General features: G+C 37.5%; 28 protein-coding genes and 1 pseudogene. 10 read left to right on the top strand and 19 right to left on the bottom strand.

Features of this window, described 5'->3' with window-relative positions; all coding sequences use genetic code 11:
• Positions 1-515: 515 nt before the first annotated feature.
• From CD138_RS02085 to CD138_RS02055, 7 genes are all read right to left on the bottom strand, one after another.
• Positions 516-1,133 (bottom strand): LysE/ArgO family amino acid transporter, encoded by a 618-nt coding sequence (locus tag CD138_RS02085; RefSeq protein ID WP_019167173.1) that lies wholly within the window; start codon positions 1,131-1,133, stop codon positions 516-518.
• A gap of 187 nt (positions 1,134-1,320) precedes the next feature.
• A complete protein-coding gene (argS, locus tag CD138_RS02080; protein ID WP_019167174.1) occupies positions 1,321-2,979 on the bottom strand; it encodes an arginine--tRNA ligase in 1,659 nt (552 codons plus the stop codon).
• 1 nt (position 2,980) lies between these two features.
• On the bottom strand, positions 2,981-3,391 hold the full coding sequence (locus CD138_RS02075) for a YwiB family protein (protein ID WP_019167175.1): 411 nt from the start codon (positions 3,389-3,391) through the stop codon (positions 2,981-2,983).
• A gap of 215 nt (positions 3,392-3,606) precedes the next feature.
• Positions 3,607-4,122, bottom strand: coding sequence for a YwhD family protein (locus CD138_RS02070; protein ID WP_019167176.1), 516 nt, complete (start codon positions 4,120-4,122; stop codon positions 3,607-3,609).
• 89 nt (positions 4,123-4,211) lie between these two features.
• Positions 4,212-5,510 carry an HD domain-containing protein gene (locus CD138_RS02065; RefSeq protein WP_019167177.1) on the bottom strand — a complete coding sequence of 433 codons (1,299 nt, stop codon included), beginning with the start codon at positions 5,508-5,510 and terminating at the stop codon, positions 4,212-4,214.
• A gap of 22 nt (positions 5,511-5,532) precedes the next feature.
• Positions 5,533-6,012, bottom strand: a complete 480-nt coding sequence (locus tag CD138_RS02060) for a GNAT family N-acetyltransferase (RefSeq protein ID WP_019167178.1) — start codon at positions 6,010-6,012, stop codon at positions 5,533-5,535.
• Positions 6,013-6,272: 260 nt separating this feature from the next.
• Entirely contained in the window at positions 6,273-6,608 is a 336-nt protein-coding gene (locus CD138_RS02055; protein WP_014614671.1) for a YuzB family protein, read from the bottom strand.
• Positions 6,609-6,927: 319 nt separating this feature from the next.
• Between CD138_RS02055 and CD138_RS02050 the strand changes: the two genes are divergently transcribed.
• From CD138_RS02050 to CD138_RS02005, 10 genes are all read left to right on the top strand, one after another.
• Entirely contained in the window at positions 6,928-7,647 is a 720-nt protein-coding gene (locus CD138_RS02050) for a trypsin-like serine peptidase (RefSeq protein WP_096559946.1), read from the top strand.
• A 147-nt stretch (positions 7,648-7,794) separates the two neighbouring features.
• On the top strand, positions 7,795-8,514 hold the full coding sequence (locus CD138_RS02045; protein ID WP_026066742.1) for a trypsin-like serine peptidase: 720 nt from the start codon (positions 7,795-7,797) through the stop codon (positions 8,512-8,514).
• A 308-nt stretch (positions 8,515-8,822) separates the two neighbouring features.
• Positions 8,823-9,545, top strand: a complete 723-nt coding sequence (locus CD138_RS02040; RefSeq protein ID WP_019167181.1) for a trypsin-like serine peptidase — start codon at positions 8,823-8,825, stop codon at positions 9,543-9,545.
• A 145-nt stretch (positions 9,546-9,690) separates the two neighbouring features.
• Complete coding sequence (locus CD138_RS02035; protein ID WP_019167182.1) at positions 9,691-10,413, top strand: trypsin-like serine peptidase; 723 nt, start codon at positions 9,691-9,693, stop codon at positions 10,411-10,413.
• A 327-nt stretch (positions 10,414-10,740) separates the two neighbouring features.
• Positions 10,741-11,454, top strand: a complete 714-nt coding sequence (locus CD138_RS02030; RefSeq protein ID WP_019167183.1) for a trypsin-like serine peptidase — start codon at positions 10,741-10,743, stop codon at positions 11,452-11,454.
• A gap of 303 nt (positions 11,455-11,757) precedes the next feature.
• On the top strand, positions 11,758-12,504 hold the full coding sequence (locus tag CD138_RS02025) for a trypsin-like serine peptidase (protein WP_096559950.1): 747 nt from the start codon (positions 11,758-11,760) through the stop codon (positions 12,502-12,504).
• A gap of 47 nt (positions 12,505-12,551) precedes the next feature.
• Entirely contained in the window at positions 12,552-13,292 is a 741-nt protein-coding gene (locus tag CD138_RS02020; RefSeq protein ID WP_019167186.1) for a trypsin-like serine peptidase, read from the top strand.
• Between the two features lie 209 nt (positions 13,293-13,501).
• Positions 13,502-14,209, top strand: coding sequence for a trypsin-like serine peptidase (locus CD138_RS02015; protein WP_019167187.1), 708 nt, complete (start codon positions 13,502-13,504; stop codon positions 14,207-14,209).
• A 219-nt stretch (positions 14,210-14,428) separates the two neighbouring features.
• On the top strand, positions 14,429-15,142 hold the full coding sequence (locus CD138_RS02010) for a trypsin-like serine peptidase (protein WP_096559952.1): 714 nt from the start codon (positions 14,429-14,431) through the stop codon (positions 15,140-15,142).
• A 195-nt stretch (positions 15,143-15,337) separates the two neighbouring features.
• A complete protein-coding gene (locus CD138_RS02005) occupies positions 15,338-16,051 on the top strand; it encodes a trypsin-like serine peptidase (protein WP_096559954.1) in 714 nt (237 codons plus the stop codon).
• Between the two features lie 111 nt (positions 16,052-16,162).
• On the opposite strand, the gene CD138_RS02000 is transcribed toward CD138_RS02005, so the two are convergent.
• The 12 genes and pseudogenes from CD138_RS02000 to CD138_RS01950 form a co-directional block, all read right to left on the bottom strand.
• On the bottom strand, positions 16,163-16,768 hold the full coding sequence (locus tag CD138_RS02000) for a DUF2812 domain-containing protein (RefSeq protein ID WP_019167190.1): 606 nt from the start codon (positions 16,766-16,768) through the stop codon (positions 16,163-16,165).
• Entirely contained in the window at positions 16,752-17,084 is a 333-nt protein-coding gene (locus tag CD138_RS01995) for a PadR family transcriptional regulator (RefSeq protein ID WP_019167191.1), read from the bottom strand. Before CD138_RS01995 ends, CD138_RS02000 begins: the two co-directional genes overlap by 17 nt.
• 151 nt (positions 17,085-17,235) lie before the next feature.
• A pseudogene (locus tag CD138_RS01990) lies at positions 17,236-18,228 on the bottom strand (SLC13 family permease); the annotation flags it as partial.
• A complete protein-coding gene (locus CD138_RS01985; RefSeq protein ID WP_244913381.1) occupies positions 18,197-18,388 on the bottom strand; it encodes an XRE family transcriptional regulator in 192 nt (63 codons plus the stop codon). The pseudogene CD138_RS01990 and the gene CD138_RS01985, both read right to left, overlap by 32 nt.
• Positions 18,389-18,551: 163 nt before the next feature.
• Positions 18,552-18,677, bottom strand: coding sequence for a hypothetical protein (locus CD138_RS14615; protein WP_019165676.1), 126 nt, complete (start codon positions 18,675-18,677; stop codon positions 18,552-18,554).
• 190 nt (positions 18,678-18,867) lie between these two features.
• Positions 18,868-19,293 carry a protein-export chaperone SecB gene (locus CD138_RS01980; protein ID WP_019167194.1) on the bottom strand — a complete coding sequence of 142 codons (426 nt, stop codon included), beginning with the start codon at positions 19,291-19,293 and terminating at the stop codon, positions 18,868-18,870.
• A complete protein-coding gene (locus CD138_RS01975) occupies positions 19,293-19,604 on the bottom strand; it encodes a hypothetical protein (RefSeq protein WP_019167195.1) in 312 nt (103 codons plus the stop codon). Before CD138_RS01975 ends, CD138_RS01980 begins: the two co-directional genes overlap by 1 nt.
• A gap of 12 nt (positions 19,605-19,616) precedes the next feature.
• Positions 19,617-20,126 (bottom strand): hypothetical protein, encoded by a 510-nt coding sequence (locus CD138_RS01970; protein ID WP_026066744.1) that lies wholly within the window; start codon positions 20,124-20,126, stop codon positions 19,617-19,619.
• A gap of 218 nt (positions 20,127-20,344) precedes the next feature.
• On the bottom strand, positions 20,345-21,805 hold the full coding sequence (locus CD138_RS01965; protein WP_019167197.1) for an SH3 domain-containing protein: 1,461 nt from the start codon (positions 21,803-21,805) through the stop codon (positions 20,345-20,347).
• Between the two features lies 1 nt (position 21,806).
• Positions 21,807-22,055, bottom strand: coding sequence for a phage holin (locus CD138_RS01960; RefSeq protein ID WP_103265960.1), 249 nt, complete (start codon positions 22,053-22,055; stop codon positions 21,807-21,809).
• Positions 22,056-22,103: 48 nt separating this feature from the next.
• A complete protein-coding gene (locus tag CD138_RS01955; protein WP_019167582.1) occupies positions 22,104-23,348 on the bottom strand; it encodes a BppU family phage baseplate upper protein in 1,245 nt (414 codons plus the stop codon).
• Positions 23,349-23,356: 8 nt separating this feature from the next.
• A partial coding sequence (locus tag CD138_RS01950; protein ID WP_180991059.1) for an N-acetylglucosaminidase occupies positions 23,357-24,764 on the bottom strand: 1,408 nt, incomplete at its 5' end.

Below are 24,764 nucleotides of genomic sequence, written 5' to 3'. Positions count from 1 at the left end.
GATGCTATTGATACATTATTTTATTTAACTTGCCCTTTCGCTATGAATTGTGTTTTTGATTGCCTGAAGGCTTCGCTTTCCTAGGGGCTGGCCCTTCGACTAACTAACGCTTGATTAAACTGTTACATTTGTTGATGCGTTAGTGGATTCTGGGAGCAGTACAGAAATCTCATGTTCGACAAAGATTTCGTAGTACTGCCCCCGCAAGGCTGACTAGACTTCTCAAAAGTTCAAACATTGAGAAGTCAGACAGCTACTGCGATAAACATCATCCACTATTAAAGTAAAGAAGGAACTGTTAGCAGTATGTACGCATACCCTCAGGAGTCTCAGCCTTCAGGCAATCTTACTCCAAATACAGGAAACAGAGGGCAAGTTTCTAAAATGAAGACAATCCATAGCATCTATTTTTATGTGCAATTATTCCTCATTTTTCGACTGTTTTAAAATCATTAATAAATCATAAATCTATGAATGGATTGAGACCAAAAATTTTCTATATCCCAACCCCTTTCCTAATTTAGTAATTCTATAATGTTTTTTAGAATAATCATCCCTACAATGAATATCACCATACTAGAAACCTTATTTAAAATAACGATGTACTGACCGCTTTTATCTACTGTTCCTATTATTCTCCCCAACACCGCTAATAATATAAACCAAACCCACGATACTGAAATGGTTGCTAGCATAAATATTATTTTTTCATAACCTGCATACACTGCGGCACTCGTTCCAATCACTCCAACAGTGTCCATGATCGCGTGCGGATTTAACAAAGAAACAGATAAAGCAAACAATACTTGTCTTTTCGGGGACATTGGTGCGATTTCTTTGATATTTGAAGGCTTTTCTGTCCATAAAGACCACGCCATATACATCAAGAATAATAATCCAATTACATAAATTAAGAGCTGTAAAGTAGGCATAGATATTAATATGAGAGAGACGCCCAAAACAGCAATGACAATTAAAAAAGTATCACATATACCAGCCGTAATAATGACAGGTAATGCCCTACTAAAATTTTTTTGGTTCGCACCTTGGTTAAATACAAATACATTTTGCGCGCCTAAAGGTAAAATCAAACCTAAAGCTAATAATACGCCATGAATCAAAGGTTGCAACATGTGTGGACTCCCTTTCTTTTATAAATTTGGTGTGCTACGCCCGATTGTGACTCACATCAATGACATTGATCATCCTACTGTGCAATGATACGTATTGCGATAGACGTCTATTGTATAACAATCGCTTACTTTTGCATATTTTAAAAAACAACTTCAGCGCTTTATGAACTGAAGTTGCTTTTTTGATTTACATTTGTTCTGGTGCAGACACACCGACTAATTGTAATGCATTGCGTAATGTAATACGTACAGCATCAATCAATGCTAAGTGTGCTTGTGTTTTTGCTTGATTATCTGTTAATACTTTTTCTGCATTATAAAACTTATGGAAGTGTGCAGCTAAGTCTTGGATATAATTTGTCACACGATGCGGTGCTCTCGCTTCTGCAGCCCCTTCAATCATCGGTTCAAATTCCGCGACTTTCTTCAATAATTCAATCGCCTTATCATTTGTGATTGTTTGATAATCGGCACCTTTTTTAACTTGATAGCCTTGTGCTTCTGCTTGGCGTAAAATCGAACAAATACGTGCATGTGCATATTGTGCATAGTAAACAGGGTTGTCTTGAGATTGTTCTTTCGCAAGTGCCATATCAAAGTCAAAATGTGTATCCGCACTACGCATTGTCAAGAAGTAACGCGCTGCATCGATCCCCACTTCATCCATAATTTCTCTTAATGTGATCGCATTACCTGTACGTTTACTCATTTTCACTTCTTCGCCATCTTGCATTAAACGCACCATTTGCATAATTTGAATTTCTAGACGGTCACTGTCCACGCCAAACGTTTCAAGTGATGCTTTCAAACGGTTAATGTAGCCGTGGTGATCCGCGCCAAATAAGTTAATCAATTTGTCGTTACCGCGTTGGAATTTATCATAGTGGTACGCAATATCTGGTAAAAAGTATGTGTACGTCCCATCTTGTTTAATCAACACACGGTCTTTATCGTCTTTGAAATCCGTCGTACGCAACCATGTCGCACCGTCTTTTTCATATGTGTAACCATTTTCTTTCATACGGTCTAATACGGCTTGAATTTCACCTTTTTCATATAAAGATGTTTCACTGAACCAATTATCGAAATGAATGTTGAAATCTGCAAGGTCTTGTTTTAACTTTGTCATTTCGTAGTCCACGCCGAGCTGTCTGAATGTCTTCAAACGTTCGTCATCAGATAAATCCATTAAGTTCGGTTGTTTTTCAGCTAAATCTGCACCGATATTTTGGATGTCTTGACCGTGATAGCCGTCAGCTGGCATATCCGCTTCTTGACCTAAATGTTGTAAGTAACGTGCTTCGATTGATTTCGCTAAGTTCGTAATTTGATTCCCAGCATCGTTAATGTAGTATTCTCTTGTAACGTCATAACCTGCTGCGTCTAAAATATTACATAGCGTGTCCCCGACTGCTGCGTTACGGGCATGGCCGATATGTAAGTCACCAGTTGGGTTTGCTGACACGTACTCCACTAATATTTTTTCATTTTTCGGTTCTGCCACACGACCAAATTGTGTATCTTGCGCTAAAGCTTGATCGATGACGTCATTTAAATAACTTGAATCGAGGTAAAAATTAATAAAGCCCGGTCCCGCAATATCAATTTTTTTGACATGCGCCGCTTCAGTATCTAAATGGTCGACAATCAATTGTGCAATTTCTCTTGGGTTACGTTTTGCGAGCTTCGTCAATACCATCGCAATGTTTGTCGCATAGTCGCCATTTTTTGTATCTTTTGGAATTTCGATTTTAATTTCAGGAATTGACTCAACAATATTGGCTTGTTGAATACTTTTTTCGATTTCTTGAATCAATGTCTGTTTCACTTGATCAATAATATTCATCTTATATCTCCTTATATTTCATTTCGTATTGATAGGTGCCCATTTTTTCATCACCTTGGAATAAGGCATAATGCACTTTCAACTTACCGCCGTCTGGTGTCACAAAATGTAGAATACTCATCGTATGCACTGTCATCACCATTTTTCCATGAGGTAATTCATAAAAAGTTGTCGTATCTTGCCCTTCGATAAAATGCATGTTCATATTGATATCGCCTTTACGAATCAATTTCACACTTTCATCTGTTAGCTTAATCGTCACATTGACTGTAGCATCTTCAATTTGTTCTTGGTAACGAATCCAATCCTCACCTTTTTTCAACCATTGGCCCGTTGTTTGATGTGAAAAATGCTCTTTTTGCGCATCTCTTTTCACAATTTGATGGACATCAATTTTGACGTTATGCTCCATGGTCATTTTCACCTTACTTCATCAAATAATACTTGCCATTATAACACATTTTACATGTGCTGAACTGATAGAATTTCACATTTATCGAGCGATTTGAGTCGAGAACGTGACAGACATGCACAAGGTGACTCCCTTTCTAAAGTCACTTCGCACAAGTTGTTTAGAAATCAAGTCACCTTTAGCTGTTATGACTCAAACTGCAATGAAGTCTCGCCTTATTCTGTATCCTCAAATGCTTGGTGTAACGTTTCTGACGCATTGGCCCACATGTCTGGATTGTGCGTTTTAAGAAAATCTGCTAATATTTGGCGATTTTCTGCACCGATATGATCCACAATCACTTTATGCTTCATTGATTTATCCATCATGTTGACATGTTCTGGCATACTTTTATAACCTCGACGAATCGTTTTATTCACTAATAAATACGCCGCAGTGACACCAGCATAGTACGGTCCTTGTTCGCCGCGCTCTGTCGTCACCCAACATAACCAGTATGCTTTCGCACCTTCGACATCCACCGTCTCTTTATCAGTAATCCATTTCACACCACGTTCTACTGCTGCACGTGCATGCATGGCACCGATGTCAATAAAGGCTTCTCCTGCTTCGATATCGATAAAAACGGGGGCAATATTATCGAGACTGATCGAACCAATATTCGTCCCTTTATGACCATCAAGTGGATCGTTCTTGATAATATTAAAGTTAAACCCTTTTTTCTCAGCCATCTCATTGTACCTCCAAATCTATTCATACGCTTGTTATCTTCTTTTTAAAATACATCGATTGAATTGTGAATATACGCAATATCGAACCCTTAATTCAGTTCATTTAATAGGTTAATAATCTTCCCTTTAAGTTCCAGGTTTTCAATTTTCATAATCAATTCTTTCGGATAATACAGTTTATAATCTTCACGCTTAATGCCCGTTATACTTGAAATGATCAACGATTGGCTACTAATTTCACGAATGCTGCCATTTTTTTGAAGTAAATGGATTGGTTGACGATTCGAACCTGGTCGATCGTAATCGTAAGGTAAATCGGAAAACGAATCACTCACAAAATAGTAATCTGGATCAATTCCCGCTTGTTCAAATAAATCACGAAGCTCCGTAATCGTAATAATTGAACCATCAAACGGTAAAAACTTAAATAAGTCGCGGTGAATAAAACGACGTGCCAAATCACTCAAAATCGGGTCGTCCTCATCCATCCATCGCTTCAAATAATACGTCACATCGGCTTCATCTAATTGGACGTATTCTTCAACTGTCGCACGATTTTCGAAAAATGGCACAAAATCACGCGGTGGAATATTAAATTCGTATCCTTGCTCGTATAAATATTTCGCACGTTTAAAACAATGATTCAAGACCACTTCTCCACCGCGGCTCACCGGATGGAAATAAATTTGCCAATACATTTGATAGCGACTCATAATAAAGTTTTCAACCGCATGCATCCCGCTTTCTTTAATCAACACTTCATCTGCTGAAGGACGCATCAATCGCAAAAGCCGTTCCATATCAAACGTACCATAAGATACCCCTGTAAAATAAGCATCACGTTGTAAATAATCCATACGGTCGGCATCAATTTGTGACGAAATCATCGACACAACCAGTTGCTTATGATGTGTTTTGTTAATCACTTCAGCCACTTCAGCTGGAAATGTTTCACTGACACGTCGCAATACCGCATTCACTTCTGTATCACCCGTAATAATCGCTTGGGTATACGCTTCGTGGTCGGTATTAAAAATCTTTTCGAAACTATGCGAAAACGGGCCGTGTCCTAAATCATGTAATAACGCCGCACACATCGCGAGTGGTCGGTCCGCATCATCCCACTCTTGTCGACCTTTAAACGTCTCATCGATCATACGACGGACAATTTCATACACACCGAGGGAATGACCAAAACGACTATGTTCAGCCGTGTGAAAAGCTAAGTTTAACGTGCCGAGCTGTTTAATCCGACGTAATCGTTGAAATTCTTTTGTTTTGATTAAATCCCAAATCAATTGATCTTGAACGTGAATATAGCGATGAATGGGATCTTTGAACACTTTTTCTTCTGATAACTTACGTGTGACATAAGCTGTTTCTGTCAATCAAAACCCTCCTTGTTGGCATTTAACTTAATGGTTTTTTCATGAGTGCGAGATTCATCGTTTCACCGTACATCACATGTGCATACGTACGAATGATTTCAAAACCTTCTTGTTCGTAAAACGCGACACCTTTTTCGTTTTTCGTGTCGACTTCTAAATAAACCGCATCATATTGACCTTGATAATGTGCTAAACCTTGTTCTAATAGTAAGCGGCCATATCCTTTATTTTGAGAATGTGGGCGAACGTAATGCGCAGATAAATACAACTCACTGCCTTGAATAAAGTTCGCAAAACCGACCACTTCTTTATCTTCAATTGCAACCATAAACAGTTGTTCTTCTAATCGTTTACGCAAATGCTCTTCGTTATATGAAGCTGCGAGGAGTTCATTCACTGTTGAAGCTGCATAAATATTTAAGTACGTATTGTACCACGCTTTTGTCGCAACATCGCGGATACCAATCACATCATCTGGTGTAGCAATTCTTACTTCATACATTCCACATTTCGCTCCTTATTGCTTGCTAGAATACTTTTTATTATATCATAAATAAGGGGCTGAACAGCGCAGAAAATGCTTCTGAATGTATGTGTTTTCAAATAAATCAACATTGATTATTGATACCAATTTGAGCAAACACGATATAGTATAAAATCCAGTACTTTGAAGATGATTCATCTGCATAAAAAAGAGACGTTCACCTTCTCAAATTAAGGCGCGCCTCTTTAGCTCTCGTTATATGGTATAAGAAATTGGACTTATGCTTTACGATTTGCCAATTTTTCTTTTAATTTACGGTCTTGTTCTTCTTTGCGACGTTTTCGTTCTTCATTACGCTTTCTTAAACGCTCTTCTTCTTCAGGATCGCGTGGCTTTTGAAGCTGCTTTTGAACTTTCTCCATCAATTCTTCTTCAGTCGTTGCAGCAAGCGGACGGTTATTCACAAACGCAAATGTTTTACGTCGACCTGGTCCACAATATGATTGACAACCCACTTCAATCTCAGCGTCTGGGTCAAGCTTTTTCAATTTTTGCGTCAATGTTTTAAGATTCACTGCTTGGCAATCATCGCAAACCAAAAATTTATTTTTCACCTCGACGTCTCACCTCTCAATTTTTTAACTCTATTCATTTTACTCTTTTTTCACAATTTTTCAAGGTGGAAATATTCAAGTCACGCAGAGATGGCCGATGATACAAGTCTGCTTTTTCCAACATTCCCATTAGTCAATTGCCACAAATTGATCTTTCAAATAATTCAAGCCTGTCCTATGTGAGCGTTCATTCCGTTATCATTCCCCTACATTTTCACTCAAGCTAAAGTCACTCCACGCAAAAACACCATTGAAGAAATAGCGACTACTTTTTATGATGGTGTTGATTGATAAAATAATAAAATAAAGGTGTGATGATATGAAAAAATTATGTTTGATATGCTTACTGACGCTCTCATATTTTCTGCTGATACCTTTCGACACGACTTACGCTAAGGGGAAACAAGAACCCGTGCCAGATACCGTTGCAGACTCTCACAGTAAATATGCCGCATACTTTCAAACAAATTCAGGCCGTTATTGTACAGCTATCCTCATTTCATCCACTGCCGCAATCACTGCTAGACATTGTGTAGGCAAAGAACCCGCAGAAAAAGTGGGTAGAATCTATCCAGGGCGCAATGGCGATCAAAGACCATTTGGTTATATGAATATTAGGACCTACATTCCAAATTCAAAATATGATATTGCGTTAATCAAAGGCATAGATAGAGACCAAGACCCCTTCTATCAAACCTATATTAAAAAATTCTCGACGACAGTCACAGGTTACACAAATGAAGAGTTAAGTCGTTTCGTTGGTGATGAGGTATACTCCTATGGTTATCCGAACAGGAAGTCAGTGCCTATGAGATTACAATACCGTAGTGATGGTCAAATTTATAGACATAAAACATCTCCAACACCTTACCTTTTCACGGATATGCCTGCAGGTTACGGCGGTCAATCAGGGTCTGGCGTTTTCAAAAAAGATAGTCAATTTATTGGCATTATCATCACAAGCAAAAATCGTAAAACTGCCAATGTGCTCCCTTTTACCAAAGAAATTGCAGATTGGATCAACGACAATGCGAAATAATGCTTTGTCATATTTTTAATTTACGCAAAAGAGGTTGGATCATAATGTCCGTCCCTTTCTCATTTCGCACTACTTCACCACTATATACTTTCATAAAAACTTAATTATAATGCTTTAATAAAAATCTTATCTCAAAGGTGTGATGATATGAAAAAATTATGTTTGATACTCTTACTATTTGTCTCATGCTTTCTGCTGATACCTTTCAACACGACTTACGCCAAAAAAGGCACACAAAAGCCCGTACCAGATACCGTTGCAGATGCTCACAGTAAATATGCTGCATATTATCAAGTGACGCCAACCCGCAGTTGTTCAGCCATCCTGATATCATCCACTGCCGCACTCACCGCTAGGCATTGTGGAGGCACAGAACCTACAGAAAGAGTGGGCACAATTTATCCAGGGCTTAATGGAAACAAAAGGCCATTTGGTTATATGAATATTAGAACGTACATCCCACATCCAAAGTATGATATTGCGTTAATCAAAGGCACTGTACAAGACCAAGACATCTTCTATCAAACCTACATTAAAAAGTTCTCGACGAAAGTCACAGGTTACACAAAGAAAGAGTTAAGAGGTTTCATTGGTGCTGAGGTATACTCCTATGGTTATCCGAACAGGAGTCCAGCGCCTAAGAAAGTGCAATACCGTAGTGATGGTACGATTTATAAATATGTAGAAACCCCAGCACCTATCCTTCCAACGTATATGCCTGGTTATAGCGGTCAATCAGGATCGGGCGTCTTCAAAAAGAATGGTCAATTTATTGGTATTATCAGCACAAAAACAGACAAGAACACCGCAAATGCACTCGCTTTTACGACAGAAATTGCAGATTGGATTAACGAACATGCGGAATAGCGCATTGCTTTCTTCTTGTGTAACTTTATAACGCACTTCAAAAGAGGTTGGTGCACGATTGCCAGCCTCTTCCTTTAGCTATGGAGGATTTTATCGCTATCTCCTTTCAACATTTTGCCTACATGCCATTAGTCAATTGCCACAAATTGAACTTTCAAGCTATCAATGCATGTCTTACATTATCGTTGGGCACGTCTACAATAATTGTCTTTTCGGTTTAAATCATCACAAAAGCATCATTGAATAATGAATAATTCCTTTTTATGATTGTGTTGATCGATAAAATAATCAAATAAAGGTGTGATGTCATGAAAAAATTGCGCTTGATACTCCTATTTTCTCTAGCATGCTTGCTTCTTATGCCTTTTGACTCTGTTTATGCCAAGGGAAAACTAACACCCATCCCTGATACTGTCGCAGATACTCACAGTAAACTAACTGCATTATACAAAACCGCTTCAGGTCAATATTGTACAGCTATCCTCATTTCATCCACTGCTGCACTCACTGCCAAACATTGCATAAAGTCCCCAAGCCGAGGACTATGGGGCACAATATTTCCTGGGGCATCTAGAGACAAAACGCCTTTTGGTTATATGAATATTAGAACCTACACAGTACATCCAAATTCAAAGTATGATTTAGCGATCATCAAAGGCACCGAAAGAGATCAAGATGAATTCTACAAATACTATATTGGAAAATTTACTACGACAGTCAAAGGTTACACAAATGCAGAATTCAAAAGTTTCATTGGTCAGGATGTATACGCCTATGGTTATCCTCACGGTAGCCAGCTTATCAATCATATGCAATATCGCAGCGATGGTAAAATTACAGATTATAAAACCAAACCAATCCCTTACCTGCTTGCGGATATGCCTGCTCATCCTGGACAATCGGGGTCTGGTGTTTTCACAAAGAACAGTGACTTTATCGGCATTATGGTCAAAAGAACAAGTGGCTACACTGGCGTTGTAACCCCTTTTTCCGAAGACATTGCAAATTGGATTAACCAAAATATGAATTAACAACTTGCTAAATCTTTCAGTAGCTTTTACCTCATACCCAATAAGAGGGTCGTGCATGATTGCTAGCCTCATAAACATATGATTTAAAAAATTTTAATGATACGCATTTAATATATTAAACATCTCATATCAAAGGTGTGATCACATGAAAAAGTTGTCGTTAATACTCTTATTATGTCTCTCTTGCTTACTCCTTCTGCCTTTTAACACGACTCATGCCAAAGGGACACAAGAACCCGTGCCAGATACCGTCGCAGATGCTCACAGTAAATATACTGCATATTTTCAAACGAATTCAGGTCGCTATTGTACAGCTATTCTCATTTCATCCACTGCTGCACTTACCGCTAAACATTGTGTCGGCGCTAAACCTGCACAAAGAGTGGGTACAATCTATCCAGGTCAAAATGGAAACCGAAGACCCTTTGGCTATATGAATATTAGGACTTACATTCCAAATCCAAATCCCAACTATGATATTGCGTTGCTCAAAGGAACGGAAATCGACCAAGATAGATTCTACAAATACTATATTAAAAAATTCACGACAACCGTTCGAGGTTATACAGATGATGAACTTAAGAAGTTTAAAGGTGAAGAGGTATACTCATATGGTTATCCTGACAAGAAAGAAACGCCTAAGAAAACACAATACCGTAGTGATGGTATAGTCATGGCTTTTAAAAGAATGCCACAACCTTATCTATTTACAGATATGCCTAATGATAGCGGTCAATCAGGCTCAGGTGTTTTCAAAAAAGATGGTCAATTTCTGGGAATTATCATCACAAGATCAAAAGTGTACACTGCAAATGTACTCCCTTTTACCGAAGACATTGCAGATTGGATTAATAGAAATTCGAAGTAACGTATTATTTTGAGTAAATGTATAACGCACTTCAAAAGAGGTTGGACCTTGATGGCCAGCCTCTTACTCATTTTGCGCTATAATACGTTGTGAGACGGCTTTCCTCAAATCACATTGCGTGAATGATACTGTCCTGTCTCTTTCCTCCAACAAACCAATGATTCAAATGCCACATGTTATTTTTCAGCCCCTGTTTGTTTATATTGTAACGTTCATCACATCATCATTTTGCGCTTTACTTTTAATCCTTCATAGGTCCGTTATTTCATAAAATTTTAATTATCATAAAGTAATATATTAAACATCTTATCTCAAAGGTGTGATGATATGAAAAAATTACAATTGATACTTTTAATCGTTCTAACATGTATGTCTCTAATCCCTGTCGATGTTGCTCACGCCAAAAAAGGGACACAAGTCCTTGTTCCTGATACAGTTAAAGACACCCATAGTAAATACACTGCATTATACAAATCTGGTATTTACCACACTTGTACAGCCATTTTGATTTCATCTACTGCCGCTATCACAGCGAAACATTGTGGAGGGAATCGCCCTTTAAAATATGGTGGACGAATATATCCTGGTGCGTCAGGTTACAACACACCTTTTGGTTATATGAATATTAGCACCTATACTCCACATCCCAAATATGATTTAGCGGTTATCAAAGGAACTTTAAGAGACCAAGATAAATTTTACAGATACTATATTAGACCTTTCAAAACGAAGGTTACAGGTTACACAAAGGCTGAATTACAGGGGTTCGTCGGTAAAGCAACCTATTCCTATGGCTATCCAAACAAAGATCGTATTTATTATCAATATCGCAGTGATGGTGAGATTAATTTTTCTCAAACAACACCCTTATATCTTCGTACCGACTTGCCAACTTATGGCGGGCAATCAGGGTCTGGCGTGTTCACTAAAAACAGTGATTTTGTCGGCATCATTATCTCAAGAACACCAGAAACTTACGAAGGTAATGTACTCCCCTTCACTGAAGATATTGCCAAATGGATTAACAAATATGCGAAGTAACATCTTATCATGCACTTTTCAACACGTTATATGACATCTATCAAATAGGAAGAGGCTGAAATAATTCTAGCCTCTTCTTTATTATTATGACTCAAGTTAAAAATAAACTTATCGTTCAAATGCCACAACTTTTTACATTTCGTGCACGATTGAACATCGTACACCACCGCTCAGCACATGAGCATCACAGTCATTTTGTTTATTTCTGTTTTTTATATGCATGAAAGCGTTATTACATAAATTATACATATTATTATTAATTATGTTATTATATAAAACATAATATAACAAAGGTGTGATGATATGAAAAAATCACGTTTTATAGGCTTGTTATCTCTCTCTTGCTTCCTACTTATGCCTATCCATGCTGCTTATGCCAAAAGTGAGCTAGAAGCAGTTCCTGATCCCCCTCCAAAACCTCACCAAGACATTGTTCCAGATACAGTGAAAGACCCCCACAGTAAACTAACTGCAAAGTACGCCATTAGACCCGGTTTGAATTGTACTGCCATATTAATTTCATCCACTGCCGCATTAACCGCTAGACATTGCGTACAGGCTAAACGCGGACCAAGTGCCGGCAGAATCTATCCAGGTGCAAACGGTGAGAAAACGCCTTTTGGTTATATGAATATTAGTAGCTACGCTCTAAATCCTAAATATGATGTTGCTGTCATCAAAGGGACTGAAAGAGATCAAGATAAATTTTATAAATACTACATTGGTAAATTCAAAACGACAGTCACAGGCTATTCAGATCAAGCATTACTGGGATTTGTAAACAAAGAAGCATACTCCTATGGCTATCCTAAAAAAGGTAATATTTACTACCAATATCGCAGTGATGGTTCAATTACTCGTTACGTTGATAGCTTCAAGTTTTTTTATACGAATTTGCCTTCTTATGGTGGTCAATCCGGCTCTGGTGTCACCTTAAAAAGTGGACAACTTGTTGGCATCATTACCGATAGTACAGTAGACAAACATGAAGCACATGCTCTCGCTCTTACTACAGAAATTGCACAATGGATTAATAACAATGCGAAATAAAATTATAAAATGCTTTCGCTTTATAAATCTAATAAAGGTGTGACGACATGAAAAAATTACGATTAGTTATGCCACTGTTTCTAGTATGCTTAATACTTAGCCCTGTTGATGCGGCTTACGCCAAAGACGATCAAACATCATCCCCAGATAAAGCTGCAAATCCACATCAAGAAGTCGTTCCGGATACGGTGAAAGATCGCCATAGTAAATATACTGCAAAATATATTTCTGGTACTGGTAAAATTTGTACAGCCATTTTGATTTCATCAACTGCCGCAGTAACTGCTAAACATTGTGGCGGTACTAAAAGTTTGTCCCCTGCCGGCACGATCTATCCAGGTGCTTCAGGAGATAAAACACCTTTTGGTTATATGAATATTAGGGAATATATTCCACATCCCAAATATGATATTGCAGTAATCAAAGGACTTTTAAGAGATCAAGATAAATTCTATCAATACTATATCAAGCCATTTACAACAAAAGTTACAGGTTACTCCGATGATACATTCGATGGATTCGTTGGTAAAGAAGTATACTCTTATGGCTATCCTTTGAAAGGCGGGGTTTTTAAGCAGTACCGCAGTGACGGAGAAATTATTTCTTATCATAAATACATTCCTCTTCTTAGCACCAATATGCCGGCTTCTGAAGGGCAATCAGGGTCTGGCGTCTTCAAAAAAGATGGTCCATTTGTTGGCATTGTTATCTCAAGCAGAAATGGTCAGGCAGATGCACTTCCTTTTACAGAAGAAATTGCACAATGGATTAATGAAAACGCGAAATAATATTTAACTTTTTCGTACATTCCATAACTACTTTTATAATTCTCGCCATAAGAGGCTGGAAATCAAATTCTAGCCTCTTACTCATGCTATCAACTCTACAATGCCCTTAATGCCCTACCACACCAAAATTTCACGGTAATGACTATTCAATAAAGTTTTAAAGTTATTACATTAATTTATTAAATATTATCTATTAAAGGTGGGATAACATGAAAAAATTTCGGTTGCCATTCGTACTGTTACTCATATGTTTTACTCTCTTCCCTATTGACGCTGCTTATGCTAAAAAAGGGACACAAGTCCTTATTCCAGATACAGTCAAAGATCCACACAGTAAATTAACCGCCAAATACGAATCTGCTAACCATCAGCATTGTACAGCCATTCTGATTTCGTCAACCGTCGCAATTACTGCGAAACATTGTGGTGGGGATGACAAAACATCATTTAACGGGACAATTTATCCAGGTGAATCAGGATTAAGTACGCCTTTTGGTTATATGAATGTAAGGGTCTACATTCCACACCCAAAATACGATATTGCGCTATTAAAAGGGACTGAAAGAGATCAAAGTAAGGCTTACCGTTACTATATTAGAAAGTTCAAGACACAAGTTACAGGTTTTGGAGATAAAGAATTACAGGGGTTTCTCTATGACGATATATACTCCTATGGCTATCCATACAAGCGGAGTGTTTATAAGCAATACCGTAGTGATGGTCAAGTTATTTTTTATCAAAGAAATCCCCTTCTCCTTCGCACCTCATTGCCTGCTTACGAGGGACAATCGGGGTCGGGTGTCTTCAAAAAAGATGGTCAATTTATCGGCATTATCATCACTAGAACACCACAATATGAAGGTAACGTTCTCCCCTTTACAAAAGAAATTGCCCAATGGATTAACGACCATTCATAACTCACCGCACTTATATCAGTCACATTAAGAAAGAGGTTAGTAGCTCATTCCTGCCTCTTTTTGGTGTCATGGTTTAATGGTAAAAAAGTCATTTAATGTCCGCTAACATTGATTTAGATTTTTCAACTTTCAGTTTACAACTCGAAAAATAATTATTTCATAAAATTTTAAAGTTATTCCTTTACTATATAAAATGACATCTATTAAAGGAGTGATTACATGAAAAAAATACATTGGCTACTTTTATTGTTTCTAGCATGCCTTCTCTTCTTTCCTGTTGATGTTGCTTACGCCAAAAAAGGGGCTCAACACGTCGTTCCAGATACCGTCGCGGACCCTCACAGTAAATTAACTGCCAAATACGAGTCAGTTCACCTTGATCATTGTACGGCCATTTTGATTTCTCCAACAGTTGCATTAACTGCGAAACATTGCGGTGGAGATTACAAATCATCATTTAACGGGACAATTTATCCAGGTGAGTCAGGCTCGAGTACGCCTTTTGGTTATATGAACGTGAGAGTCTACATCCCACACCCAACATACGATATTGCGCTATTAAAAGGGACTGAAGCAGACCAAAGTAGAGCTTACAAATATTATATTAAAAATTTCAATACACCCGTTACTGGATTCAGTGATAGAGAATTGTACGATATCGTCAGTCAAGATGTTTACGCCTATGGTTATCCTTACAAGTTTAGTGGTTATAAGCAATATCGCAGTGATGGTAGCATCTATTATTATTACAAAGATAAACATTTTGTTCATACGTCATTGCCTACGTATGAAGGGCAATCAGGATCTGGCGCTTTCTTAAAAGATGGGCGCTTTGTCGGAATCATCATCACAAGGACAGAAAGTTATGAAGGCAATTTCCTCCCATTTACTCAAGATATTGCAAATTGGATTAACCAACACGCAAAAAATTAGAATCTCGCTGTAATCCGTACATTCCTTTACGAACTTCAACGCCAAATGTGTGTATTCCTGTCCTCTTACTGACGTGATGAGTGAACTGAAAAATAAACTTAGCCACCTACATTCTGTTTACAAATTTACTTTTGTCACTTCAAAACTTCAAAAATTATGCATTCATAAATTTTAATACGCTAAAGGTGTGTTGATATGAAAATATTACGTTTGATGTGCTTTTTCTCTCTCGCATACGTTATCATCTTCCCTATCGACTCTGCTTATGCCAAAAAAGGGACACAAGTGCTCGTCCCAGATACCGTCAAAGATCCTCATAGCAGATATACCGCAATATACGAGTCTGTTCACCTTAGCCATTGTAGTGCCATTCTGATTTCATCAACTGTCGCATTAACCGCTAAACATTGCGGTGGGGATTATCTCTCATCATTTAATGGAACGATTTATCCAGGCGAGTCAGGAATGAGTACGCCTTTTGGTTATATGAACGTGAGAGTCTACATTCCACACCCAAGATATGATATTGCGCTATTAAAAGGGACTGAACAAGACCAAAGTAGAGCCTACAAATACTATTTTAAAGGCTTCAAGAGAACTACTGTTACAGCTCTCTCAAATAAAGCATTAAAGGATATGATAGGTCGTGACGTATATACTTATGGCTACCCGTATCAGTTTAGTAGATATAAGCAATATCGCAGTGATGGTCGCATTCAAAATTATTATCAACAAGATTTTTTCCTTTATACGTCAATGCCTACTTATGAAGGACAGTCGGGGTCTGGTGCTTTCTTGAAAAATGGTCGCTTTATTGGCATCATCACTACAAGAAATCAACACTATGAGGGCAATATACTCCCTATCACTCAAGACATTGCAGACTGGATTAATAAAAATGCAAATTAGAATCTTGTTCCTCACTTTAGCACACACAACAAAAGAGGCTGGCGCTTGATTTCCAGCCTCTTACTCATGTTACGATTTACTATAAAACAAAAAAACCCTAAACCACTGCGCTTACACACTGAGTGCTTTCAATTTCTTTTTAAATTTATGGTAAACAACCAAAAGCGGAATCAAGATAAGCAAATAAATGAAATGACCGGCGAGGCGCATCATCGCAAAGGGCAGTTCAAACAAGTATGCATGCCAAAACTCAGCACCTTGCTTCTCCCACAGTCCTGGCGTTAAAAATATGCCGCTATTATAATGATTTTGCGTCAAGCTCGTTATGAATAAGACGAAAAACAGAATGAACATCGCTTCCAAAAATCTCAGCCATCGTTTGTAGTAATGGCTTAAAGACTCACGATCAGAAAACAACACTTCTGTCTCGTCCCCTGCTTTCATCCAATATTGATTCGTACACCCCCCTCGATAGCCTTGGACGTGCTCCCAACCAAATGATTCATATAATGAAAGATAGTCATTCATTTTTTGGCGGCTATAAATTTCTTGATAATCTAAGCGTACGATATGCGGTTCATGCGTTTTTTCAAAATAATAGTTGCCTAATAATGACACTTTGACTAAACGATATCCTTGTTGAAGTTGGTCATTGAGCCACTGTTCTTCTTTTACAGGATCAAAAAAGCATTTCCACTTTTTATAACGCATTTTCATCTGAAGTCCCTCCTTGTTGATAAAGTGACACTAAATGTTGCAAGCGTTCTGTTTCTAGTTTTAAAATTTCTTCGCCTCGCGCTGTGATTTGGTACACTTTACGTCTTTCTTTAGGGTCACTAGTCATTTGAATATACCCATGTTTGCTTAAATTTTCTAACGCCCCGTACAATGTTCCGGCAGCGATTTGGACTTGTCCTAAACTTAACTCTTGGACATGACTCATCACACTATAGCCATGTAACGGTTCACGTAATGCTAATAAAATGTAATGCATTGTTTCGGATAATGGGACGAGTTGAGGTCTTTTTTTCATTTATTTTCACCACACATTATATAGTTCAACTGTATAGTTCAATTATATAGTCGAACTGTATAGTTGTCAAATGCAAAAAATAAGCGTTGAACATGATAATCTGAAAATACATTCAGACTTTTGTTCAACGCCTATTGATATTGGACTTCTATTATTTTTTAACTGGAAGGCTGTGTGTAATATCAATCCCTAACACGAGCGGCATGATAAAGTACACGACAACGATAATAACGACGATACTGATCAAGTTCATGACAAAACCTTTGACCGCCATTTCTTTAATTTGAATTTTACCTGTACCAAAGACAATCGCGTTCGGTGGTGTCCCTACCGGCAACATGTACGCACAGTTGGCCGCCATCGCTGCAGGTGCCATTAATAGTAATGGGTGCACGTCAATGGCTACAGAGAGTGTCGCTAATATTGGCAAAATCATCGTTGCTGTCGCGGTATTGGATGTGATTTCCGTCAAGAACAAGATAAATACGGTAATCACCACGACAATAATAATCGGGCTAACTCCTTTTAACAATGTCAGTTGTTCACCGAGCCATGCTGCAAGACCACTTTGTTGAATCCCTTTGGCTAATGCTAAACCGCCACCAAATAGAATGAGCACGCCCCACGGCAATTCTTTTGCGACAGACCAATCTAAAATACGCTTATGTTGATGTTTCGCTGGAATTAAAAACAGTAAAATCGACACGAACATCGCTATGGTACCGTCTGCCACAAGTTCTGTAAATGCCCATTTCGACAGTAAAAATTCACGTGAAATCCATAAGAAACTCGCTAATAAAAAGACAACGAATACGACTTTTTCTTCATATTTAACTTTGCCTAACGCGTCCAATTTATCTTTAATAACTTTTTGACCGCCTGGCAATGTTTTCATATCATGACGAAATGCGACAAATTTGAAATAAAGCCATGCTAAAAATAGCAGTAAAATGACAGTTGGCACGCCGACAATCATCCATTTCGCAAAACTCAGTTCGCCACCAAAGTTAGTCGCATATTGCCCTTTTAAAATGATGAGTGGCGGTGTCCCAATGAGCGTACCTATTTCATACCCCCTAAAATTAACCCCACCTATTGCAGGCGGGGTTAATTTATTCGTTTTCTTTTTCGAGTTGCTTTTGGTAGTTGTATAAGGCGATACCTTTTTCGAAACTCAACTTTTCTACAGTTCTTTCCTCACGTCTTATTCTCCTAATAGAAGAAGCGTCAACACCTGTGTTCTTTTCAATTGTAGTTGCATCAATATTTGAATCAATTAATTTTTTTACTGTTTGAATTATCATATAAAACATGGATAGGCTATTGATTAATTACTTCGTTATAAAAAGAATAGAATGTATACAGCAAATACTAGAGCTAAGACGCCAATTGTATAATTTAATACAATTTTAAATTTCGTAAGATTTGTCATATTAGTCACCTCGTTTTATACTATGAAGGAGGGAATTAAATCCCCCACCATAGTTTGATTATAGAAGCAAGCGTTGCAATCCCCAAGCAGTAGTTTCGAAAGGTATTGCTTTTGGATTCTGCAATTCTTGCTTCAATTTCTTGCCGTTGTAGCCTATCCATGTTATCACCTCCCTTACTACACTTATCATTATAAAGGACAATCGTCCTTTTTACAACCCCTATCACTAACTTTTTTAATTTTTACGCAAAAAAATACCACACCGGTTAGGGTGTGGTGGGTAAATAGGCAACCGTCAGTAACAGTTGCCTAAAATACGCTCGGTAGGTGGGTACCGCTGTTTTAATTTAGTTATTCTGTGATTGTTATATTATTTTTTTCAGCCATTTCTCGAGCTATATTTCTGACTGGCATATTATAGTTTGGAAATCTATTCGATTTCCCTGTTAACTCACTTACAATCGCTCTTAAATATGGGAATAAAATAGCAACCGCATTAGTTTTTAACAAATCTTTAAAATCCACCCCATCTGATTCTTTTTCATCAAATTCAAAATAACCCACTATCCTTACTTCAAAAGAGAAGGGCACACTATCTTTTTCTTTAAGTTCAGATCTCAAAGTTATTATTGCTGTTTTTTCGTTATCAATAATATTTATATGAGCGTCAACTTCCTCATCAATAATTATATCTTCATTGTTGTCAATGTCAAAATTAGGGTTAGTTTTATAATACATAGTATCTACTACGTAATTAATAAAATTTATAGCCGCCATCACGCCGCCTCCGTTATTAGTGAATCAATTTTTTCTGGATTAGAAGGGAAAGTATTATTTTTAGAAATTGAACTATTATAAGAAAATCTATTTGTTTCTTTAGTGTAAGAGTGTTTATTAAAGTAATTATTATGACAGTCGTCATTTTTCTTTATTGCAGAAACCAGGCCAAAAGCTGAAAAAGCGTCCCATTTTTCTGTTTGATTATTATCGCTAATAGAATAAAAACCACTTTCGTTATTTTCTGGGGACTCATCAACTTCCATACCAATTTCTTTAGCAATTTCAACAATTTCTTTTATATCATACATAATTACTACCTCCTAACAGTTCACGACTTCTAGTTCATTATACACTATACAATCTACATCGTGTACACAAATCTGTTTTTCTGTTCTGGGATACCCTATACTATCTAATTGTCTTTTATACCTCTTGTTAGTTGAAGGAAGTGTACCGGATATTACTTTAAAGTTTCCATAACTCATATATAAATTCATTATTTGGCATCTAATTTCTTCAGTATCGCCAGGAACTGTAAATTTCACTCCACTTTTTTCAATTGTTTCTATAAATTTTCCTAATTTATCTTCTTCACTTGGTTTATCTAAGTTGATATAACTTTTTTCAGCTACCAATATTTTAGCTTTTATAATGGCTGGATTCTTTTTTAGACTGGCCCACCACTCAGCCTTTTCATACAATTCATAAAAATAAGCACCATGTCCAAGCCATTCGTTTTTCTTATTTGACTTTTTAAAACTTTTGTTCCTTATTATACTTAAAGAGTTGTCTTGAGTAGTACCATGATACCCTATTAATTCAATAATCAAACTGCATCCCCATCTTTCTGCAGGTATAAACATAGCCATCATAAACTCTATTAACTAATTAGTCAATAAAAATATTTACCTCCCCCCATTAACTAGTATAGGTGGTGGTAAATAAGCAGGATTGGTTACCGGTAATCTATGTATATTATAGCATAAAAAAGAAGGGCAGTCGCAATGACCACCCTTTCATGTCGTGGATATACATAGTGTATCATATTTTATTTAATTTCGCCCCACAACTTACCGACTTTGCCAGTTTTAGCGTCCCATGTACGCACTGGCATATATACAGTTTCGCCCTCGAACGTTTCCCAAGAAACCCACACGTGACCATCAAATTTTTGAACTTCATCATATTTAATCGTTTGACCTTTTTGTAATACGCCAGCTTGAGGATGACCTGTCCAAGGTCCTTTATATCTTGTGATAATCCCCTCTGATACAGTAACGGTAAACGAAGCATGTTCAGCTTTGTACCAAATACCGTCCTTATTTTGTTTCCAATCTGTTGCTTTAACAACTTGCTTAGCTTCTTGCTTTTTCACTTGATGCTTAACGTCAGATTGCTGAACTGTTACCGCTTTGCTTACTTCTAACTTTCCACCGTCATAATAATGTTTGATGCGTTTGATGAAGTAGTCTTTCATTTTATTAATATTTGCAGTTGTGTATCGTGCACCTTTACCAACATGCAATTCCCATGAGCGATGTGGGCAAGAAGTACCGAAGAATTCGTTATGCAGACGTACAGTGTTGCGATTAACTGGTAATCCATATGATTTCATCACGTCCGCAGCTACTTTTAATGTCGCTTCTTCGTTTTCTAAAAATAATTTGTCCGAGATTCTACCAGGATACGACTCGCACACTTCGAAACCGATTAAATTAGCATTAGCCCATTGATGTCCGCAATGCCACTCTACATAATCCGTCGGATGATACCAAAGTACTTCATTTCTATTGGCATAAACACTCGCCCAACCATTCACATACATTCCATTATTTTCACGCGCATACAACCACGATAAATATTGACTCGGTGACATACTGCCATAGTCATTATGGATAACTACACCTTGAATGCTAGGTTTAGGCGCTGTAATTTTACTACCTTTAATGTGATTTGAATAAATGTGTTTCAATTCTTTCACTCTCCCGTTCTTCGATTTATCTTGTTTTTTATTTAAGTTAGTAATGTCGTACTTCTCTATTGCTAACCCGCTACACACTTGTGATTTTTCGTCTTTTGATGCATCTTTAGGTCGTAACTGTATATGCAAATGGGCACTCATAGGATTGTCGTAATAGTTGCTACTACCTTGTAAACCAACAATATCGCCTTGATTGACTTTGTCACCTACAACAAAACGCATTGAGCCGCGTTGAAGATGGCCATAGATCCATTCATTACCGTTAGCATCTTTAACGACGAATGTACCACCAAAATTACCGTAGTCATTCGCTTCGATGACTCTACCACTTGTTACTGCAGGCACGTCATTTGTTGCGTTAGAATACACGTCAAACGCTCTATGATAACCACCGCAAAATTCGTCGTAGTTAATACCTTTTTCAATGTAATTGCGGTATCCATAGTTTTTAGGATAACCATCGTAAGTGCGTGGGTCAGACGATATTTTCCAACCTTTTTTCGTAAGATAGTCAATAGCAGTTAGCATGTCACTTCAGCCCTTTCTCTTTCAGATATTCCTCTTGTTCACGTGCTGATTTTTTAACAATAAATGTATTCTTCCACACACCATACGCTACTAATGCTAGAGGCACACCTGTATTTAATACGTTAATCCATGCATCAACTGCTTGCGGATTAATCCATTCCGCACTGATTCCACTAGCTTGTAATGCTAAATATAGAGCGCCTAGAAAGCCACCAATTAAAGCGATAAACTGTTTAATTTTATCTTCCATATTTAATTCCTCCTCAAAATAAAAAGCCGACACATCAGTGCCGACTTTTTACAAAATTATAGTTATTGAAATAGGAAAGTAATCTGACTCGCTTAAGCTACTATTCCCTTCTGATGTCCTAAATAATTCTATGCTACCGTCCGCCTTAACAGTCCAACGTGCAAAACTAGCATTACCACTTTTTATCGATGTGTTTTGAACGAATGGAATATCGCCAGTTATTTTATTACTTACATTGCTAGGTAGCTTAGCTATTACTAGAGGTGTTGATGTAATATTTTTTACAGCTCCAGTAAAACTTAAAAAATAAACAGAATCGCTTTGTACCAATCTATATGATGGAGTAGATGTGCTGCCATAGGACTGTACACCGTTGATTAAATTTAAATTAATCCAAGAAGTATCGAAAATAACCGCGTCTTTCCCTGGCGGCCCCTGAGGTCCTGTGTTTCCAGGTACACCCTGTTCTCCTTTCATACCTGGTGGACCTTGCACCCCTTGTGGACCTACGTCGCCTCTATCACCTTTATCTCCAGTTATTCCCTGAGGCCCGCGCTCTCCTTGAGGTCCTCTTTCTCCAGGTATTCCCGATGGGCCTTGAGGGCCTGTGCTGCCGGCAACACCTTTTTCTCCTTGAAGTCCTCTAGGTCCCTGTTCACCCTTTTCTCCTGGTGGGCCTGGTGGTCCAACTTCTCCTCGTTCTCCTTTTAGTTCACTTAATTGTTCTTCAGTGAAATCAGTATATTTAAACGATTCACCTTTAAATTTATCGGTGTTGTCATTCAAATATACTTTAATATTGTCATTCAAATTTGTTTTGAAATCGTCTCCTAATAATTGAATCGCATTTTCTTTTACGATGCGACGTACAGTGTCGTCTACTAAATTAACGCTTACCTCTTTGGAGACAAGAGAATCAATTTCACTGTCAATAATAGTGAATTCAAAATTTAACGCATGAATAGATTCATTGCCATTCGTTAAAAATAGTTTAGCTTTAACTTTACCAGCGTGGCGAATGACCTTGTCGCTAACGTTATATTGAATCAAACCACCAATTTGGGAAATGACATCGATTTTCTCGTCAATAAAAATTGAACCGTCTTCGCAAAATAGATCTAGTTGAGGTGTAAAACTTGTTTTCGATAAATCGAAAGGCTTACCTTGCCAACTTATACTAATTCTAATAGATGCTGTACCAACATCTTTAGTATAAAAGTTAGCATCGATAGTACCTACATCAACACCGTTTGAATTGATGTTTGCTTTAATATCTTTGTTTTTATATATCACTCAATCACCTACTTATACTTATCTTGAATATAGTGTATTCCTGATAACTTTATTTTTTTGTAATAACTCGCCATTATTGTTGCTTGATGCGTACACCAGTTTATATCAGTAGCGTATTGATGCGTTGCGGGCGCTTTAGGATTCCAACGCATACGATAAAGCGTATTCTGTCCTTTAGAAATATATCTTTGTCTTACAAACTTAGCACCACCAATAATAGCTTTAGCCGGTGTAGTCCAACCGCTATTTCTAGCGAAGTCAATCGCGTTGTTAGGGTTTGAATCAACTGCACCTATGCCAAAGAAGTTGTAAACACCATAAGTACCACTTGCAAAGTTCGATTTTCCATTGCCACTTTCTAAAATCGCATGAGCAATCAAGTAAATCTCGTTTAGCTTATATTTTTTACAAGCATCAGCAAATACTTTTCCTTGGTTGTGTAACTTCCCTCTTCCGTCCAACAACTGATTTAATTTCGATACTGGAACACCTTGATATTTACCTAAATCCAACATTTGATAACGTTGTGTAATATTGTTCCATATCTTAGTTGGGTTCATAGCGTCACTTGTTTTGGCACGACTTGCGCTATACCAACCGCCACCTGTGTTAGTTTGCGGGTTAACACGCATTTGTTTGTCTAAAGCCTGTTTAAAAGCATACTTACTCTTTTCGACGGTTATCTTAGGTGAATTAGATGTAACATTCTTTTCACCCTTTTTAGACTCACTTTGAGCGACAACATCTTTATTTTTTCCATCAACAACAACTTTTATTTTTGACTTTGTTACTTTTTCCTTATTTACGTTAGCAAGTAATTTTTCGCGGTTTTCGTACAAACCGTAAATCTTTTTAATAAGTTCATCAACTTTTTGTTCAGGTGGAAAACCGTCTTTTACGAAATCCCAATTGACATGTTCTTTCAACGAACGCCATACTTTGTTTTCGATTTTTAAGTTTTTAAGTTTAGGCTGGATGTTGTGATTTTTAAATATCTCATAAACTAACATGATAGCTTTCAACTCACTCAAGATGAATGCTTCTTTGTCGTCTGCATAATCACCACATATCTCGATAACCAAGTTATTTGGTTCTCCAGGGTACTCGTACCCCTCGTCGCGTGGCGACCACGATGAGATGTAATCAATATAGTAATGTGGGTATTCATTTGAATTGATATATTGATTCCTATCGTTATATAAGTCGCTCACTGAACGCATTGTGTGCGCGTTTTTAATCGTTACACCTTTAACCTTACCTTTGCGTCTTTCGCCCCACGCTACACGATGTTCAAATTTATCCCATGAACCAAAGTCACTACGTTTGATGGTATAGATAACTTTTGTAACGTCTTTAAACCTCACTGTCGGCTTGTCTGGTTCTTTGTTTGGCTCTGGGTCAATCGCTGGTGGTTTA

Source organism: Staphylococcus intermedius NCTC 11048 (assembly GCF_002902385.1).
Taxonomy (GTDB): Bacteria; Bacillota; Bacilli; order Staphylococcales; family Staphylococcaceae; genus Staphylococcus; species Staphylococcus intermedius.
The sequence above is the reverse complement of the archived record's forward strand: the minus strand, read 5'-3'. Positions and strand labels throughout refer to the sequence as shown.

Bases quoted from the DNA above. Each gene is read 5' to 3' on its own strand.
- CD138_RS02035 (WP_019167182.1), top strand. From the start codon at position 9,691: ATGAAAAAGTTGTCGTTAATACTCTTATTATGTCTCTCTTGCTTACTC.
- CD138_RS02050 (WP_096559946.1), top strand. From the start codon at position 6,928: ATGAAAAAATTATGTTTGATATGCTTACTGACGCTCTCATATTTTCTG.
- CD138_RS01985 (WP_244913381.1), bottom strand. From the start codon at position 18,388: ATGATAATTCAAACAGTAAAAAAATTAATTGATTCAAATATTGATGCA.
- CD138_RS02040 (WP_019167181.1), top strand. From the start codon at position 8,823: ATGAAAAAATTGCGCTTGATACTCCTATTTTCTCTAGCATGCTTGCTT.
- CD138_RS02045 (WP_026066742.1), top strand. From the start codon at position 7,795: ATGAAAAAATTATGTTTGATACTCTTACTATTTGTCTCATGCTTTCTG.
- CD138_RS02060 (WP_019167178.1), bottom strand. From the start codon at position 6,012: ATGTATGAAGTAAGAATTGCTACACCAGATGATGTGATTGGTATCCGC.
- CD138_RS02030 (WP_019167183.1), top strand. From the start codon at position 10,741: ATGAAAAAATTACAATTGATACTTTTAATCGTTCTAACATGTATGTCT.
- CD138_RS02075 (WP_019167175.1), bottom strand. From the start codon at position 3,391: ATGGAGCATAACGTCAAAATTGATGTCCATCAAATTGTGAAAAGAGAT.
- CD138_RS02020 (WP_019167186.1), top strand. From the start codon at position 12,552: ATGAAAAAATTACGATTAGTTATGCCACTGTTTCTAGTATGCTTAATA.
- CD138_RS02005 (WP_096559954.1), top strand. From the start codon at position 15,338: ATGAAAATATTACGTTTGATGTGCTTTTTCTCTCTCGCATACGTTATC.
- argS (WP_019167174.1), bottom strand. From the start codon at position 2,979: ATGAATATTATTGATCAAGTGAAACAGACATTGATTCAAGAAATCGAA.
- CD138_RS02025 (WP_096559950.1), top strand. From the start codon at position 11,758: ATGAAAAAATCACGTTTTATAGGCTTGTTATCTCTCTCTTGCTTCCTA.
- CD138_RS02000 (WP_019167190.1), bottom strand. From the start codon at position 16,768: ATGAAAATGCGTTATAAAAAGTGGAAATGCTTTTTTGATCCTGTAAAA.
- CD138_RS14615 (WP_019165676.1), bottom strand. From the start codon at position 18,677: ATGGATAGGCTACAACGGCAAGAAATTGAAGCAAGAATTGCAGAATCC.
- CD138_RS01960 (WP_103265960.1), bottom strand. From the start codon at position 22,055: ATGGAAGATAAAATTAAACAGTTTATCGCTTTAATTGGTGGCTTTCTA.
- CD138_RS01980 (WP_019167194.1), bottom strand. From the start codon at position 19,293: ATGGCGGCTATAAATTTTATTAATTACGTAGTAGATACTATGTATTAT.
- CD138_RS01965 (WP_019167197.1), bottom strand. From the start codon at position 21,805: ATGCTAACTGCTATTGACTATCTTACGAAAAAAGGTTGGAAAATATCG.
- CD138_RS02085 (WP_019167173.1), bottom strand. From the start codon at position 1,133: ATGTTGCAACCTTTGATTCATGGCGTATTATTAGCTTTAGGTTTGATT.
- CD138_RS02070 (WP_019167176.1), bottom strand. From the start codon at position 4,122: ATGGCTGAGAAAAAAGGGTTTAACTTTAATATTATCAAGAACGATCCA.
- CD138_RS01995 (WP_019167191.1), bottom strand. From the start codon at position 17,084: ATGAAAAAAAGACCTCAACTCGTCCCATTATCCGAAACAATGCATTAC.
- CD138_RS01975 (WP_019167195.1), bottom strand. From the start codon at position 19,604: ATGTATGATATAAAAGAAATTGTTGAAATTGCTAAAGAAATTGGTATG.
- CD138_RS02015 (WP_019167187.1), top strand. From the start codon at position 13,502: ATGAAAAAATTTCGGTTGCCATTCGTACTGTTACTCATATGTTTTACT.
- CD138_RS02010 (WP_096559952.1), top strand. From the start codon at position 14,429: ATGAAAAAAATACATTGGCTACTTTTATTGTTTCTAGCATGCCTTCTC.